The 15589-nt window shown below is 70.4% G+C and carries 11 protein-coding genes and 1 pseudogene; 7 read left to right on the forward strand and 5 right to left on the reverse strand.

Features of this window, described 5'->3' with window-relative positions:
* Positions 1 to 8: 8 nt before the first annotated feature.
* On the reverse strand, positions 9 to 563 hold the full coding sequence (locus NFR49_RS10030; RefSeq protein WP_251159465.1) for a metal-dependent hydrolase: 555 nt from the start codon (positions 561 to 563) through the stop codon (positions 9 to 11).
* A gap of 87 nt (positions 564 to 650) precedes the next feature.
* Between NFR49_RS10030 and NFR49_RS10035 the strand changes: the two genes are divergently transcribed.
* Both NFR49_RS10035 and NFR49_RS10040 read left to right on the forward strand, forming a co-directional pair.
* On the forward strand, positions 651 to 2339 hold the full coding sequence (locus NFR49_RS10035; RefSeq protein WP_251159466.1) for a UvrD-helicase domain-containing protein: 1689 nt from the start codon (positions 651 to 653) through the stop codon (positions 2337 to 2339).
* Between the two features lie 282 nt (positions 2340 to 2621).
* Complete coding sequence (locus NFR49_RS10040; protein WP_251159467.1) at positions 2622 to 2960, forward strand: hypothetical protein; 339 nt, start codon at positions 2622 to 2624, stop codon at positions 2958 to 2960.
* A gap of 176 nt (positions 2961 to 3136) precedes the next feature.
* Here the strand turns inward: NFR49_RS10040 and NFR49_RS10045 are convergent, their stop codons facing one another.
* Positions 3137 to 8512, reverse strand: a complete 5376-nt coding sequence (locus NFR49_RS10045) for an MSCRAMM family protein (RefSeq protein ID WP_251159468.1) — start codon at positions 8510 to 8512, stop codon at positions 3137 to 3139.
* A 479-nt stretch (positions 8513 to 8991) separates the two neighbouring features.
* Here NFR49_RS10045 and NFR49_RS10195 point away from each other — a divergent pair, with 479 nt between their 5' ends.
* Positions 8992 to 9126 carry a hypothetical protein gene (locus NFR49_RS10195; protein ID WP_275557156.1) on the forward strand — a complete coding sequence of 45 codons (135 nt, stop codon included), beginning with the start codon at positions 8992 to 8994 and terminating at the stop codon, positions 9124 to 9126.
* A 316-nt stretch (positions 9127 to 9442) separates the two neighbouring features.
* Positions 9443 to 10747: a prolipoprotein diacylglyceryl transferase gene (locus NFR49_RS10050; RefSeq protein ID WP_251159469.1), complete on the forward strand. Its 1305-nt coding sequence runs from the start codon at positions 9443 to 9445 to the stop codon at positions 10745 to 10747.
* A gap of 146 nt (positions 10748 to 10893) precedes the next feature.
* Here NFR49_RS10050 and NFR49_RS10055 read toward each other — a convergent pair whose 3' ends face one another.
* From NFR49_RS10055 to NFR49_RS10065, 3 genes and pseudogenes are all read right to left on the reverse strand, one after another.
* Positions 10894 to 12015, reverse strand: a complete 1122-nt coding sequence (locus NFR49_RS10055) for an HNH endonuclease family protein (protein WP_251159470.1) — start codon at positions 12013 to 12015, stop codon at positions 10894 to 10896.
* A gap of 4 nt (positions 12016 to 12019) precedes the next feature.
* Positions 12020 to 12820: an adenine-specific methyltransferase EcoRI family protein gene (locus NFR49_RS10060; protein WP_251159471.1), complete on the reverse strand. Its 801-nt coding sequence runs from the start codon at positions 12818 to 12820 to the stop codon at positions 12020 to 12022.
* Positions 12817 to 13110: pseudogene (locus NFR49_RS10065) on the reverse strand (adenine-specific methyltransferase EcoRI family protein). The gene NFR49_RS10060 and the pseudogene NFR49_RS10065 overlap by 4 nt, the downstream one beginning before the upstream one ends.
* Positions 13111 to 13304: 194 nt before the next feature.
* Here NFR49_RS10065 and NFR49_RS10070 point away from each other — a divergent pair.
* From NFR49_RS10070 to NFR49_RS10080, 3 genes are all read left to right on the forward strand, one after another.
* Positions 13305 to 14246 carry an AcrVA2 family anti-CRISPR protein gene (locus NFR49_RS10070; protein ID WP_251159472.1) on the forward strand — a complete coding sequence of 314 codons (942 nt, stop codon included), beginning with the start codon at positions 13305 to 13307 and terminating at the stop codon, positions 14244 to 14246.
* Between the two features lie 298 nt (positions 14247 to 14544).
* Positions 14545 to 14715, forward strand: a complete 171-nt coding sequence (locus tag NFR49_RS10075) for a hypothetical protein (protein WP_251159473.1) — start codon at positions 14545 to 14547, stop codon at positions 14713 to 14715.
* Between the two features lie 62 nt (positions 14716 to 14777).
* On the forward strand, positions 14778 to 15548 hold the full coding sequence (locus tag NFR49_RS10080) for a hypothetical protein (RefSeq protein WP_251159474.1): 771 nt from the start codon (positions 14778 to 14780) through the stop codon (positions 15546 to 15548).
* Positions 15549 to 15589 lie beyond the last annotated feature (41 nt).

Here is a 15589-nt window from a genome sequence, read left to right on the forward strand (position 1 = left end):
CGCCGGCCTCAGGCGACGGGCATTGTGGCCAGGACCAGGTCCCAGACAGGGACCGACAGCACCACGGCGGCGCAGACGGCTGCGGCCGTCACGTACTCCGAGAGGGCGCCGACGCGGTAGAGGCCCACATGGCCCGGCACCACGGTGCGGCCGCGGACGCTCCTCGACCGGCCCCCGGGCCAGAGCCAGGGGACCCCGGCGTCGCTCAGGGAGTCGAGGAGCACGTGGAACAGGCAGCCGGCGGGAAACCACGGCCAGAGCCAGAGGGCCCCCGGGGAGGTGGCCGCGACAGCCCAGCAGATCGCTCCGCAGAGGGCCACGCCCACAAGGGAGTGGGTCAGGGTCCGGTGGCGCACCCCGAGGATGGCCAGGCCCCGGTGGGCCCAGGGAAGGCGGTGGGAGACCGCCGAGTCCGGCGTGTCGAGGTCGGGGGCCACGCAGCCCGCCAGGAACAGCATCCCGCCCCAGAGGACGGGGTCCGGGGACCCCCCGGCGTGGGTGGCCGCGGACGCGGCCGTGAAGACGGCGGCGACGCCGCAGGCGAAGTGGGTCTTCCCCCTCATGGGACCTCCCTTGTCAACAGCCGGGCACCTTTTGGGACAAGTTTAATACATTTTTGTGGGGAGTGATGCCCTGTGGCAGGAAACAGCGTGCTCGACGATCCCTTGCTCGCATCGGCCATGGCGGCCTTCTCCGAGAGCCGCCCCGAGGCCCCGAGGGTCTCCCCCGCCATGCCCGAGACCCCCTTCGAGCCCACGGCCGAGCAGGTCGCCTGCGTCTGCGCCGAGGGTCCCGCCACCCTCGTCGTGGCCGGGGCCGGCTGCGGGAAGTCCACCGTCATCGAGATGCGGATCTCGGCCCTGGCGGCCTCCGGCGTGGACCCCAGCGAGGTCCTCTGCCTGTCGTTCACCAACGCCGCCGCCGACCACCTCACCAGCATCTGCCCGGGCATCCGCAGCCAGACCGTCGCGTCGTGGTGCCGTGAGCGCTTCGAGGAGGCGATGCCGGGCGTCGCCACGTGCTCCGGCGAGACCTTCGCCAACCTCGCCGGCGACATCCCTGCCCTGGAGGGGATCGCGGCCCTCTCGTCGGCCGCCGAGCAGGGGCGTCACGGGAGCGCCCTGGAGGCCGTCTGGGAGGTGGCCCGGGACCCGGGCTCCGTCAGGCGTGCCCTGGGGTCCTTGGGGTGCTGCGACCTGACCGGCCAGGCGGCCTTCGTGGCGGCCACCCAGGCCGGGTCCGAGGGCACCGGCATATCCCACGTCATCGTCGACGAGGCCCAGGACGACTCGGCGGTGGACCTGCTGGTGGTGCTGTCGTTCTGCGCCGCGGCCAAGGCGTCGCTGTTCATGGTCGGCGACGCCTGCCAGTCGCTCTACGAGTTCCGCGACGCTTCCCCGGACACCCTGGCGGCCATGGCGGGCACCGGAGCCTTCGACGTCATGACCCTCACCCACAACTTCCGAAGCGCCCCGGAGGTGCTGGCCGTGGCCAACGCCGTGCTGCCCATGATGGCCAGCAACACCGCGGGCATCTCCCTCAAGGCCCCCGACGGTGCGGCCCGGGGCTCCGCCACCGGGCTCACCTTCGGGTGGCGCGGCAGGGCCTGCGCCCGGAAGAACCTGGGAGACACCCTTGCGAGGGCGGCCGCGGGGGTGGTGGGCTCCGTGGCGGCCGGCGGGAGCGGTGCGGTGCTCGTCAGGACGAACTCCCAGGCGGAGGCGTGCGTGGAGGCCCTGAGGGAGGCCTTCCCAGACGTGGCCGTGGACCTGCTGAGGGCCCCCAGGAGGGCCCAGCCGTCGTGTCTGTCGGCCTGGTGGGCCCGCTACCGCGGTGTGCTGTCCCTGACACCGCCCGAGACCTGGCCCCGGCTGGTCTGCCACCAGGTGTGCCGGAACCTCGCCGAGCTCGGCGTCCCAGCCGAGGAACGGGGCGAGGCCCAGGCCGCCGCGGCCGCCTGGGCGTCCTGGGCGGGCCGCCTGGGCCTTCGGGGCGAGAGGGACCTGATGGACTCCATCCGCGTCTTCGAGACCTCCCTCCCGGCAGACGACGATGACGTGCGGACAGACCTCGCGGGACGGCTCTGGGTGTCCACGGTCCACGGGGCCAAGGGCCTGGAGTTCGACGGGGTGGTGTGCCTCGTGGACGGCGCCAGGACCTCCGAGGAGGACCTGCGCCTCGACTACGTAGCCCTCACGAGGGCCCGCCGGGACCTCGTGGCGGTGGTCTCGGAGCACACCGACCGAATCGGCGCTGCCACGGCCCCAGGCACCCTCGGCGGGGCTGTCCTCGGGGGCTGCGGCAGGGTCGGCGACATCCCCTGGCAGGGGCGCCTTTAGGTTCCTGACCGTCCCTTTGGGAAAACCCGCAGGGATGTGGAGAGGGTCCTTCGTCCCACCGGGAAACCTTCGACGGGTTTTTCATGGCCCCGTGCTGCCGAAAGTCGGGGGGGGGGGGGGGTAAAAGTAGCCATGGGCACAACCGGCGTAGGCCCCCACCGACGCCGCGCCGCTTTGGGGTCGGTGGGACACTTTAGGTCCCACCGGTAGTAGGATTGCATGACGTATGGTTTTGAGTCTTCAGGTTTAGTTCTGAATACACTCTGAAAGATAGGGGTTGCAATGGACGCAACCGATAGCTGGAAGACCGGGACCCTTACCGAGAGGTGCCTTGGCGCCCTCGAGGAGTCCGAGCAGTTCCGCCGGTGGGCCGCAGACGAGGCCTCCGCGGCGGTGCGGCGGGTCCGCATCCTGGGAGAGGGCGGCGCCGCCGGCCCCATGGACCGGTGGGCCCTCGAGTTCGTCGCCTCGGTGGACGACGAGGAGGGGGCCTGCGGGGCGGGGCTGTCTGCGAACGCCTACGCCGCGGCTGCCCGGGAGTCCCTCGGGTGCTGCGTCGAGGCGCTCCTCGAGCAGTACCCGGGGCTCGCTCCCCTTCTCATGGGGACGCGGGCGTCCTAGGGAATGCCACAGGGTCCGGCGCCGTGCGCCGACGTCGACCGGGGACCGGCCTGAGGGCCGCCCCGGCGCATACGTCGGCGCATGGTCTCCCGTACCGGACGATCGCGGAAGAGACGACGGAGGGGCCCCGGGGAAACCCGGGGCCCCTCCTTTTTTCAGCGCCTCTCCCCTATGGCTCAGTAGGTGCGGCGGCGCAGGAACCAGGCCGTGGCGGCGGAGGCCACGGAGAGGCACCCGGCGAGCACCGGGGCACCTCCGGTCTGGAGCATGGTGCGGGCGGCGTGCTCGGCGGCAGCCACCTCGATGGGCTTGCCCTGGTCGCGCGGGGTCTGAACCACGGAGTCCTCGTCGGTGTCCTCCATGAGGCGGCCGTAGGCCGTGCGGGCGACGTAGAGGTCGGCAGAGTTCTCAAGGTCGGCCCCGGGCACGTAGGCGTCGGTCACCTCGCAGGTGAGCACGGCGGGCATGTACTGGCGGGTCGTCCCGTCGGCCCCCTCGAAGGTGCCCTGGCTCTCGGGGTCGCCCTCGAAGTCGTCGTGGGGGGCCTTGAGCGAGTCGCTCTGCCAGAGGGCGGAGCCGTCCGGGCGGGTGGTGAAGCCCGCCTCCACGCGGCCGTACTCGAAGCGCACGGCCACCACGTGCTCACCCTCGGCGAGCTTCAGGTCGGAGACCTCCAGGGTGTCGGCGTCGGCGGCCGGGATGCCGGCCTTCCAGAGGTGCCAGCCGGTGTAGTTCTGGCGGCGCTCCTTGCCCTCGTTGTCGTAGGCGTCGTCCATGGTGGCGTTCGGGCCGGACTCCTCCACGAAGTCGCGGTCGGTCATGTCCGTGGCGTACCAGACGTTGAGCAGGCCGTCGTGGTCCTGCCACGCCTGGGGCGTGGTCACGGACTTGAGGTTGGCTAGGCCGTCGGTGACGCAGGTGAGCTCGTCGGTGACGGTGAACTCGTCGACCCAGGTGCTGCTCGTGTTCTGGAAGTCCAGCGTGTAGTCGAACTCACCGCTGTCGGAGACCGTGACGGCCGCGCGGTTGGCCCCGTCGCCGTTCTCCACCACACCCGGGGCCACCGGGTCGGCGATCTGCTGGCGCTTGTCGAGGCGGCCGGAGATCTCGATGTCGGCGACCTTGGGGGTCTGGACGACCCTGTCCTCGTCGGAGTCCTCGAGGCCGTCGGCGTCGCCGCCGTTCCTGGCCAGGAAGACGTTGGCGCTGTTCTCGAGGGCGGTCTCGGGGATGTAGGAGCCGTTGACCCTCATGGTCACCTGGATGGGGCCGTAGGCGCTCCCCGAGCCGTCGCCGTGACCGGTGTGGCCCTCGAAGGGGCACTCGAAGGGACCGCCGGGGAGGACCTGGGTGATGTCGTCGTGGTTGTCCTTGAGGTCCTCGCGGGTCCAGGTGGACCCGTCGGGGCGGCTCGTGAAGCCGGCCTCCACGCGGCCGTACTCCAGGCGGATTCCGGTCACGCGCTCGCCCTCGCCGAGCCCCAGGTCTGCGACCTTGAGCTCGGTGTCGATGCAGGTGGGCACCCCCTCGGCCCAGAGGCGCCAGCCGGTGTAGTCGAGGCGGCGGCCGTCGTCGCCCAGGCGCCCGGCGTTCTCGTCGGCGGAAAGCCAGGGGTTGTCATGGCCGTCGGAGAGGGTCTGGTTGGCCCCGGAGGGGTCGACGTGGTCCTCGGGGGTGAGGTTCGTCTTATACCAGACGTTCACCTTGCCGTCGTAGTCGGCGCCGGCCACGCCGGTGCGGATGGCGTCGAGCTCGGCGAGGCCCGCCGCCACGGCCTCGAGCGGGTCCTCCACGGTGTACTCGTCGCACCAGGTGTTGGACGTGGAGCGGTGGTCCAGCGTGTAGGTATAGGTGCCGTCGGCGCTCTCGATGACCGGGGCCCGGTTGGCGCCGTCGCCGTTCTCGACGACGTCGTCGGCCACGGGGTCGGCGACCTGCTGCCGCTTGTCGAGCTCACCGGAGATCTCGATGGGCTCGTCGACCATCTCCACGGGCACCACGGAGCCGTCCTCGGTGACGGTGAAGGTCACGTCGGAGGCCATGTCGTGGTCGCGGGGCGTCATGGTCTCGGTGAGGGTGTACTCACCGGGGGCCAAGGCCTCGATGCGGTGGGGCTCGTCGCCGGACACCCACTGGTCCACCACCGTGCCCGAGGGGTCGGTCACGGTGAGCGTGGCCCCGGGGACCTCGGGGCCGCCCGTGACCTCCACCTTGGAGACGTCCACCTTGGTGGGCTCGTCGGCCACGGTGACGAGGTGGTCGCCGTCGCCCTCGATGCGGCCGTCCTCGGCGGCCGTCACGGGGCTCACGGTGCGGTCGACCACGTAGCCCACGGGAGCCGCCACCTCGGCGTACTCGTAGGTGGTGGCCCGGGCGTTGGTGCCGAGGCGGTCGAAGGTGGCCCGGCCGTCGGCGCCGGTGGTGGCGAAGCGGGTGCCGGAGCCGTCGGTGAGCAGGCGGTCGACGCGCAGGGCGACACCCTCGGCGCGGCCGAGGAAGAGCGTGCAGCCGCCCTGGCGGACGTCGGCGATGCCTGCGACGGCGCCGGCCACGGGCACGGTCTCGCCGTCGACCACGAGGTTCCAGCCGCCGAAGGCCTCAGGGGCCTCCCAGGTGGAGTCGGAGCCCTCGACGCGGGAGAGGGCCACGGAGTCGTCGTGGTCGGCCACGGCGCAGCCCACCTCCCAGGCGCCGTCGACGTCGGCGACGTTCAGGGTGTAGGCGGAGCCGGCAGAGACCTCGATCTCGGTCTCGCCGGAGGCCTCGGCCTCCTTGCCGTTGCACTGGAGGGCCACCCGGTAGGTACCCGGGGCCACGGGGGTGCCGCCGTCGGTGACGGCGTAGGTCTGGGAGCCGTCCTCGGAGACGAGGGAGACGGAGACGCCCTCGGCCACGTCGCCGGCCAGGACCACAGCCGAGGCGTCGACGGGCTCGAGGCGGATGTCGTGGTCCTCGGTGTCAGGGGCCACGACGCGCAGCGGGGAGGCGCCCTCCTCGGCAGCGTCGGCGGCGTCCTTGGGCCAGAGGGCGAAGGTGGCGCCGCTGAGGTCCTTGTCGGAGGTCGCGGAGACCTTGGACAGGACCAGGTGGTTCGGGGCGTTGGCGGCGGCGGTGCCGGCGGTCACCACCGGCGTCCTGTCGTCGGCGTAGGTGAGGGTCACCTCGTGGGGGGTGGCGTCCAGGACGTAGCCGTCGGGGGCCCGGGTCTCGACGAAGCTGTATGTGGCGGACCCCGTGCCGAGAGGCAGGAGCCCGGTCTCGGCACGGCCCTCGGCGTCGGTGGTGACCATGGTCATGAGCTGGCCCGCGGCGGCCTGGACACGGCCGTCGGGGGACACCACGTCGTCCTTGGCGTAGACGTGGAAGGTGGCGCCGGCCAAGGCCTCGCCGGTCTCGGCGTCGGTCTTCTCGATGGAGGCGCGGCCCTTGGCCTGGTCGTCGGAGAACCTCACGACGGTCACGGGGGCCGTCTCGTGGGTGCCGGCGATCTCGAAGGTGAGGTCCTTGCCGTTCAGGAGGTAGGGGGCCTGGGCCTTGACCTCGCGGATGGTGTAGGTGCCGGGCTGGAGGCCCTCGGGCAGGGTCACCATGCCGGAGCCGTCGGTGACGAAGGTGTCGAGGACGGTGTGGTTCGGGTACCACAGCTCGTTCTCGATCCGGTTGCCCTCGGCGTCGAAGAGCTGGAACTCGAAGCCGGCGAGGGGCACGGTCTGCCCGCTCTCGGCGTCGGTCTTGACGATCTGGACGTGGGACTCGACGCGGTCGTTGTCCACGATGTAGGACAGGGTGGCCCCGTCGACCATCTGGTCAGCCGTGATCTGCCAGGGCTGGGCCGGGGAGAACCCGGAGGGCACCGTGGAGGCCACCTCGCGGACGGTGTAGCCGGCGGCGTCGTAGGGCAGGCAGCCCTTGACGGTGTCCGGGCGGGTGCCGGAGCCGTACCAGCCCGACGTAAGCTCAGCGCGGCCCTCGTCGTCGGTGGTCATGGTCGCCACCACCTGGCCGGTGGTGTTGGAGACGACCTCGAAGGAGATGTTTCGGCCGGGGTTCTGGAGGCCGGAACCCTCGTTGCCGGTGTCGAGGTACTTCACGAGCTTCAGGTTGAAGGCGATGACGTCCTCGAGGTAGTCGTCCTCGGGGGTGAGCTCGACGACGCCGGCGTTGTTCATTGAGTCTGCGGTGATGTGGTAGGTGTGGACCGTGGGGTCGAGCCTGTAACCGCTGGGGGCCCGGGTCTCGCGCACCGTCACGGTGCCGAAGGGGATGTCCCGGAAGGACAGATTCCCGTTAGCGTTGGTCGTGGCCCGCTTGGTCTGGGTGGTCCCGTTGTAGGGGTAGCTGATCTCGAACTCCGCCCCCTCCAGGGTGGCGCCGGCCTGGGCGTCCCCCTTGGTGGCGGAGTCCTTCTTCTGGATGTGCAGGAAGAGACGTCCCGGGTCGTCCGTCACCTTCTCCTCGCAGGTGGAGTTGCCTGTGCGGAAGAAGTGGGTCTCCGGGTCGAGCTTGTAACCCTTGGGGGCCTTGGTCTCGCGGTAGGAGTACTCGGCGTTGCGCTTCAGCTTCAGGTCCGCGTGGCCGTTGGCGTCGAGGACCACCTTGGTCTTCTCGCCGGAGGCGATGTGGGTGAGCTCGTACTCGGCACCGCCCAGGGCGTACTCGCTGTTGCCCACGGTCATGCGGGCGTCGGCGGAGAGCTTCGTGAAGGTGACCGTCACCCGCGGGTTGTACTCGAAGCCCACCAGGGTCTGGTTGCCCAGGGGGTCCGCCGGGGCGGTGGCGAAGTAGACGGCGAACTCGTCCTCGGCGGGCAGCCACGTGGTGTCGCCGGGGGCGGAGTACTTGATGAGCTTGGCCCGGGTGGAGTCGGGATAGGGCCCGCCGCTCCAGTGCTCGGAGGTGGCCCAGCCGCCCACCTCGCCGTCGTAGGTGGCAGGGTGGTCGAAACCGATGACGTAGCGCTTGACGGCGGCGGTCTGGGCATCGGTGAGGCCCGTGCAGGCCACGTCGCCGTTGCCGTTGCGCATGTCGGTGAGGAGGACGTGCATGAGCAACCAGTCGCGGTCCCACTCGGAGATGTCGCCGAGGTTCACGACCGATGTCGAGGGGAAGAGCCCGCCGTCGGAGCCCCAGCTGGCGTTCTCGTAGCGCGGGCCCCCGGGGCCCCACCACATGATGGCGCGGACGAGGTTGCGGTTCGTGGCGGTGTTGTTCACGGAATCGTGAAAGAACCAGCCCCAGTCCGAGGTGGTGTTATGGGCCTTGTAGCCCTCCCCCACGTGGGCGAGGCTCGGCAGGTGCGCGTCGGCGCACTGGAGGAGGCCCCCGCCACGGGCCTCGAAGACGCCGGTGGCGCCGAAGGGGCCGTAGTGCAGGGCGCTCCTGGCCCGGATCTGCTGCTGGCTCGTGGCGGCGACGGCCGGGGTGGCGCACGCCAGGACCCCCGCGGCCTGGGAGGCCACGAGCAGGACCGTCATCAGGGCCGCCTTGAGGCGGCGGCCGAGGCCGCCCCCGGGCGAGGCCTGCTTTCGCTTACTTTCGATACCGAGGCCCATGGGGCCTCCTTTCTTCCGTTGCTCTCTCTGCTCGCTCGCCGGCCCCGGGGACCGGCACGGGTGGCTCTCACGGCATCCTCCTCTCCTCCATCGCGGGGCCCCGACAAGGGCGCCCCGCCGTCGCGGGACCGGGACTCGCCCTACAGGGACCATGGTGGCGGACCCGAGGGACCCCTGCCGGGTCGTCGGGAGGGGCCCGAGCGTCCTAGCTGGGGTTTCGTCCCGGAGGCCCCCGAGATGGGGTGACGGGTGGGCCCTTTCGGCCCACGGTGGGCTCGGTCGACCCAAGTGTCGTATGGGAGTAGAGGGGCCGGATTCGGCGCGAAATCCCGATTCCTGTGTCTAGCTGGGGGGATGCCGAAGGCGGCGCCAAAGTCGATGACGAACGGGACACGCAAGGCGACCCTTTTGCTAACATCGCCGGTGCGCGGCGGGGACGGCCGTCGTGGGCGCCGCCCTCCTGGAAGGAGGTGGGACCCATGGCCGAGACGTCTGTCGTCGCCCTGCATGTCCTGCAGGGCGCCTACTACACTCTTGATGTCGTGTACATGGTGGTGAGGATTCGCCGCCTCGTGTGCGAGGACGCTATCCGCGACAAAACAGAGAACCGGTAGCCTAGGCTACCGGTTCTCAGCGAAGTAAACACGGGTGGCGCCCACTGACCAAGGCGGACGTTCCCGTCGCGTGCCCACATTGTACAACAGATGCCGACACTGTGATCGGAGACAGACAGTGTCCCACAGAGCCTCGACCCCGGGCGCGGGGCGCCCCTACGGTACGGGGAGGGGGTGCCCCTCCGGCCAGAGGGTATGCAGGCGATATTCAACGCGAACGGTGCCGTCTCCTTCTTTTCCCGGTTCTAGCAGCCGTTTCCCTTAGTTCGTGCTATACTGTTTTCAACAGTAGGCCACGACCGAAGGGAAGTTCCGTATGGCCGACCACCAGCCCCTGCAAGAGCTCCGCGAGGCCTCCAGACGGGTCCTCGTCTCCATAAAGGCCGTCCCCTCCCGCCTCCGGGAGGCCCTGACGACGTCGCCGAACAGGGCCCGCAACCGCGCCGTGGCCGCCGGCTGCTGCGCCGCCGCGGCCCTGCTGGTCGGCGTGGGGGCCTGGGCTGCGGCCGCCCCCGGCGCCCTGCCGGTGCCGGCGGAGCCGCCCACCGCGGCCGCCCAGGCCTCCGACGACGGGGAGGCGGAGCCGGTGGCCGTGGCCCTGGAGGTGAGCGCCGAGGGCTACACGGACCAGTCCAGCCCGCTGGTGGCCGTGGTGGAGCCCGTGGCCGACGCCGGGGGCGACGAGCAGGGGGCCGACGACGGGTCCGCCTCCCCCACCGAGGCCTTCGCCCACGCCGTGAGCGCGGAGGAGGTGTCCTCCGGCACGGCGTCGGTGGACCTCAAGCCCGGCACCTACACCGTCTCCTTCGTCTCCCCCATCAACCAGGACGGCTCCGTCTACAAGGTGCCCGAGCCCCAGGAGGTGACCGTGGCCGCACCGGAGGCTGAGGCCGACGACGACGGGGCGGGGGCCGAGGCCCCCAAGGTCGACGTCAAGCTCGACCCGGTGCCCGCCGACCAGGTGACCAAGGAGGACCTGGACAAGATCAAGGGCGAGCTGGCCGACGCCGTGGCCAGGGGCGACGGCACCCTCTCGGGAGACGCCGGGTCCCAGGCCACGGACAGGGCCGAGGAGAACGCCTCCAAGGCGCCGGCGTCCAAGCCGGCCGAGGAGGGGCAGAAGCCCGAGGAGAAGCCCGCGGAGCAGAAGCCTGCGGACAGCGGCAACCAGACGTCCGGGTCGTCCGGCAGCGGCTCTTCCGGCGGTAGCGGCTCCTCCGGGGGCCAGTCCTCGGGCGGCAGCCAGGCGTCTGGGTCGTCCAATGGCGGCTCCTCCGGTGGCGGCCAGTCTTCCGGCGGCAGCGGCTCCTCCGGCGGCTCCACCACCCCGGCCAAGAAGTGGGTCGCCGAGAAGGGGCACTACGAGCCCGTCTACGAGAACGTGTGGGTGCCGAAGATCACCTACGTCACACGTCCGAAATACGTGTGCAACGGGTGCGGTGCGTCGTTCAGCTCCGTGGACGCCTGGGGCGACCACGACTTCGCCTACTGCGAGAAAGGCGACTTCTCCCACGGCACCTACCTCGACGACTCCTACGACGAGAAGGTGGACAACGGCCACTACGAGAAGAAGCAGACCGGCCAGAAGTGGGTCGTGGACGTCCCCGGCCACTGGGAGTAGGGCCGGGACCGCGAAGGGGGGGGCACCCGTCGTGAACCCCGGCTCGTAACCAAGGAGGGGCCCCTATGGGGCCCCTCCTTTTTACTGCCCCGGACCATCCCAAGGCCCCCTCCCCCGTCGGGGCCCTGACCGGCAGGCGCCGTCGGTCAGCCCCGCGCACCCTTCCTCAGGTTGCAGTCGCGGCAGAGCATCTGGCAGTTGTCCGGGACGGTGCGGCCCCCCTCGCTCCACGGCACGATGTGGTCTGCCTCCATCTCCTTGAACTCGAAGTGCTCCCCGCAGATGGGGCATACGCCCTCCTGGCGCTCGTAGGCCGCCCTCGCGTCCCGCCTGTCGAACGCTCTGATCGACAACACCCTCTCGTTGCCCGTCAGAAGGTACTCGTAGACGCCCGGCTTTCTGGTGACGTCCTCATCGGCCATGAGCTCGCTCACGCGCCCCTCGAGCACCTCGGGATCCAGGTCGCGCCGGTCGCCATGCGCGTTGTAGAGCAGCCCCCACTTGAGGCCCTTCATCTCCCCACGCTTGGTCGGGAACACCGCCTGCACCCATTCGACCACCGACCGGAAGTAGCTCCACAGCCCCTGGGCCGTCGGGTCGTTCTGGTGCTCCCCCATGTAGCCCTCGACAGTCTTCCCCTCCGCATCGGCAGCCCATGAGATGGCCGCCTCCAGGAACTCCTGGCGGATGCTCTTGCCCTTCAGGTAGCCGTCCCCCAAGGTGGACGCCGCGCACCCGGTCTTCGAGAAGTACCGCTTCGCGTCCGATACCCACGGCCCTGCGTACACGGCGTTCCTGAGCTCCTGGTCGGTCAGCCGCTCGCCGGCGATGTTGATGATGCGGAACCAGTCGAGCTTCTCGGAGTCCGTACCCTCGCACACGTAGACGAACAGTGAGTAATCGAGGATCTGCTCCTGACGGTCGGCCGGCAGGTTGTAGAAGTACAGGTCGTCCACCGAGAAGGAGCCGTCAACGTACTCGCAAAGTGAGACGGTGCGCTGCTGGCCGTCCAGCACCTCGTAGCGCGGCCCGTCGGTGTCGCCCCCGCACCCCTCGCCCCGGTCGACCCAGTACATGACATTGAGGGGCAGCCCCCTCATCACGGTCCGGACCACCTCATCGCGCTGGCTGTCCCTGTAGACGAACTCCCGTTGGTACCTCGGGCGGATGTCGAGCCGGCCGCCGTAGCCGACCACGCCCTCCTCGGCGTCGTTGGCATAGCCCTTGCACACCTCGCGGACGGTCACCTTGAGCTCCTTGATACGCATCGCCTCATGCCTCCTTCGGGGTCTCGGGGCGCCTGTTGCGGACGACGATGCGGGCATACGGCAGGCTGTAGGACCCGTCCTCGCCGCGCACCTCGAGCTTCGTGCGCCCCTCGTGGTTGCGGGTGACGCCGATCTCCTTGGCCAGGTTGCCCTCACCCAGGCCGACGATCTCGAACTGGTCCGGGTTGTACTCGTCGAGGAAGTTGACCGGCACCCCCATGGCACCCGCGTAGTCGCAGGGGATGTCCCTCACGCTGGACACGTCGATCCCGTCGAAGTTCGTGTACGGGGGATAGGCCTCCGGCGTATAGTGCCGGAACAGCACCAGGTCCTCGTGGCGCTTCCCGATGTCGAGGTTCGTGTACCAGCAGACCTTCCCCATCTGCATGTAGCGGCGGCCCTCGTCGTCGACCCTCACGCCTTTTGCCCGGTAGGAGTCGGGCACGTAGAAGCGCCTCGGCCTCGTGGCGCCCAGCCACATCCTGTCGTCCCTGATGAGCGGGAACGTCTCCCTGTACTTCCGGCCACTGTCCGGGCCGATGATGACGAAGTCCTTCCCGAGTTCCACGAGCGTCGAGACGTACTGGCGAAAAAGGGAGAAGGGGGGGGGGTTGGTGGCGACCACGTCCGCCTCCCTCAACAGCCCCAGACACTCCGGGCTCCGAAAATCCCCGTCCCCCTCGAGCTCGACGAGCTCGTTCTCCCTCCGCCTGAACAGCTCGGCTACGTCGAGCATGCCGATGCCGCCGTCACCGGTCGCGTCGTAAACCTTCGTCACGACAGCCTTGTACGGCCTGCCCCTCACGCCCTCGGCGAGCCCCCCCCCGCGACATCGGGCAGCGGGAACTGCCGTCCCGCGATGGGCGAGTCGGCGTAGCATGTCGCGACCAGCCTCGTGAGGCCGAGCCGGTTGAAGTTCAGCACGAAATACTTGAAGAAGTTCGACTCGAACGGGTCGTCGCAGTTGCAGAGGACGGACCTGCCCCTGAAATGCCCCCTTTAGTGGCGCAGCTCCTTCTCGATGTCGGTGAGCTGCGTGTAGAACTCGTCGTTCTTGGCGGTCCTCGCGGCCCCCAACGCACTGTTCCCCGCCATGTGAGACCCACCTTCCAAGGACAAGGGCACACCCGCCCGCCGCGGTGACGGCCGGCGGCGGGGCACGGCACCAGATTAGCCCATCCCAGGCGCCCCCACAGGGAAGTCCTTAATGATTTCTGCAATGCCCCCGCCGGACCCGCTAGAATACCCCGTGAGCCCACCTTCGCCCCCAGGACCCTCGAGGAGCCCCCATGGACACCGCCGAGACCCCCGCCGAGACCCGGCGCGAGATGCCGCCGTTCATGCCGGAGAGGCTCCTCCTGCAGGAGTCGGAGGACCCCCGGGTGGGCCCCGGGGCCCTCGACAGGATCAGGCGGGACCTCTCCCGGGCCAGGTCCGACGACCTCTCGGGGCTGTTCTCCGCCATGGACACCGCCGACCCGAGCGTCGGGTCGTTCACGTCGATCTCCGTCGCCTGCGCCTGGGACCTCTCGAGGCGCGTCTACCGCGTCCCCGCCGCCCTGGCCAAGGAGCTCTCCGCCGGGTGCGGGCGGCTCCCGGCGTGCGCCCTAGCGCACCTGCCGGTGGACGACCTCTACCTCTCCTTCGGCGACGGCACCGGGGTCCTCGCCTCGGCCCTCGAGGAGGGCGTGCTGGCGGTGCTCCTCCTGGACACCGGCGGCCCCGCGGGACGCACCGTGGCGCCGATCCCCTTGAGGGTCCCCTGGGACTCCACCGTCGAGGAGGTCGTGGAGGACACCGTGAGAAGGCTCTCGGCCCTGGCCGCCGTCCCCGCCCCGTTCGCGGCCACCACGGGCCTCCTGCTGTCCCGTACCCTGGCCTCGCTCATGTACCTATCCTCGGAGAACGCCGACATGGTGCCCCTGGAGGAGCCGAGGACGGCCCGGAGGAGGTCCATCCGGCGCCGTTTCCCCAAAAGGCGCTCCTGCGAGCTCTCCGACGTGGGTTTCAGCCTCCTCTCGGACCTCCGGCGGGCCCGGTCCGGCCAGGGCCCGGGGGAGGGCCCGGGGCGCACCGTGGCGCCCCACATCCGCAGGGGTCACTGGCACACCTACCACCACGGCCCCAAGGGCGCCCCCACGGACACCTTCGTCAGGTGGGTCGCCCCCGTCGCGGTGAACGCCGGCGGCGGCACCGTGCGGACCTCCGTGACGGACGTCGACGGCACCTGACGGCGGGGAACTCCCCCGAGACATCCCCACGGCGGGGACCGACCTCTTCAGGCGCGTCCCTTGCGAGTCGTCCTCCGAGGCCCGGAGCCGCACGCCATGGCGCGGCGCGCCGGGGGCATCCTCCGCACCCGGAGACCGGCCCGAATCCCCCCAGTAATTATATTTGATTATAATATAAGGTAATATAACGGCCCGTCCCGAAGGACACCGTCCCACCTCAGGCACCCCCACCGAGCTGCTAAAATACACAGACATCCACTTCCGTCCACCCTGGACACGAACCCCGAGGAGCCCCTCGATGAGCACCCAGGACACCCCCGCGGCACCCACCGGCGAAGATTCCGGCGAGACCCCCTACGACGCCTCCTTCGAGAAGGCCGTCCTGGAGGACGTCCGGGCCTGGCGCGCGGGGAAGCTTGAGACCTACTCCCTCGAGGAGGTCGAGGAGCACCTCGGTCTGGACCGATGAGCCTCCCCGAGGAAACCCCCTCTAGGCACCGCCCCGCTACGGCCCCTCCGGGAAGGAGACCCTTGGCTCTGCCCTCCGACACCGCCGCCGAGACCCTCGCCGGGACGTTCCGCCGGCGTCTGCCGAGGGGCCCCGCCGGGACCGCTGCCGAAACCCCCGCGAGGACCCCCGCGGGGGCGCCCGCAAAGGCCCCGTCGGCCGTCCCCGTGGACGCGGTCCGGGACGCCCTCGCGGCCCGCCTCCGGGAGGCCGTAGAGGTGCTCTTGGCAGGCTCCGCGGCACACCCCGTGGCGCCGTCCGCCGACCCTGCGCCGCACCCCTTCGCGTACCGCCTGGGCTGGGCCGCGGGCGAGCTCCTGAACGACGGCCTCGACCTCCCCTTTCGCCGAAAGCACCGCCGGACCCCCGGGAGGAGCCACCCGGTCGCGCCCCTGGCCATGGAAGGCGCCGCCGAGGGGGCCTGCATCGAGATCGACCCGAGGGGGTTCCTGGGGACCCCGGCCGCAGAGGTCGCCTTCGGAGCCGCCGCCGAGGGCTGGAACGGAAGGGTCGACAAGTACAACGAGGTGAAGCGCCTCATCGCCAAGCTCGCCGACAACGAGGGCGCCTTGGCGGAGGCCCTCTCGGAAACCCCCGTGTCCTGGTTTTTCCTGGGACTCGTCACGGAGCATGCCGCCGTGGACATCGAGGAAACGGTCGGCGGGTGCTCCCGGTGGACCGAGGCCGAGGGAGCCTTCTGGGAAAGTGCCGAGGGGGCCGGGCTCTGGGAGAGGTGGCAAGGGCGCCTGCTGTGGGATCGCGCCTCAGGCGGTGCCGCCCACAAGACGGCCTAGGGACATCCCCGGCCAAGAAAGAGGCCCCCAGGGGACGATCC

This window comes from Caniella muris, assembly GCF_943193035.1.
Classification (GTDB): Bacteria; Actinomycetota; Coriobacteriia; order Coriobacteriales; family Atopobiaceae; genus Granulimonas; species Granulimonas faecalis.

Coding starts and splice junctions, on each gene's coding strand:
- NFR49_RS10075 (WP_251159473.1), top strand. CDS start 14,545: ATGAGCACCCAGGACACCCCCGCGGCACCCACCGGCGAAGATTCCGGC.
- NFR49_RS10050 (WP_251159469.1), top strand. CDS start 9,443: ATGGCCGACCACCAGCCCCTGCAAGAGCTCCGCGAGGCCTCCAGACGG.
- NFR49_RS10055 (WP_251159470.1), bottom strand. CDS start 12,015: ATGCGTATCAAGGAGCTCAAGGTGACCGTCCGCGAGGTGTGCAAGGGC.
- NFR49_RS10040 (WP_251159467.1), top strand. CDS start 2,622: ATGGACGCAACCGATAGCTGGAAGACCGGGACCCTTACCGAGAGGTGC.
- NFR49_RS10070 (WP_251159472.1), top strand. CDS start 13,305: ATGGACACCGCCGAGACCCCCGCCGAGACCCGGCGCGAGATGCCGCCG.
- NFR49_RS10045 (WP_251159468.1), bottom strand. CDS start 8,512: ATGGGCCTCGGTATCGAAAGTAAGCGAAAGCAGGCCTCGCCCGGGGGC.
- NFR49_RS10030 (WP_251159465.1), bottom strand. CDS start 563: ATGAGGGGGAAGACCCACTTCGCCTGCGGCGTCGCCGCCGTCTTCACG.
- NFR49_RS10195 (WP_275557156.1), top strand. CDS start 8,992: ATGGCCGAGACGTCTGTCGTCGCCCTGCATGTCCTGCAGGGCGCCTAC.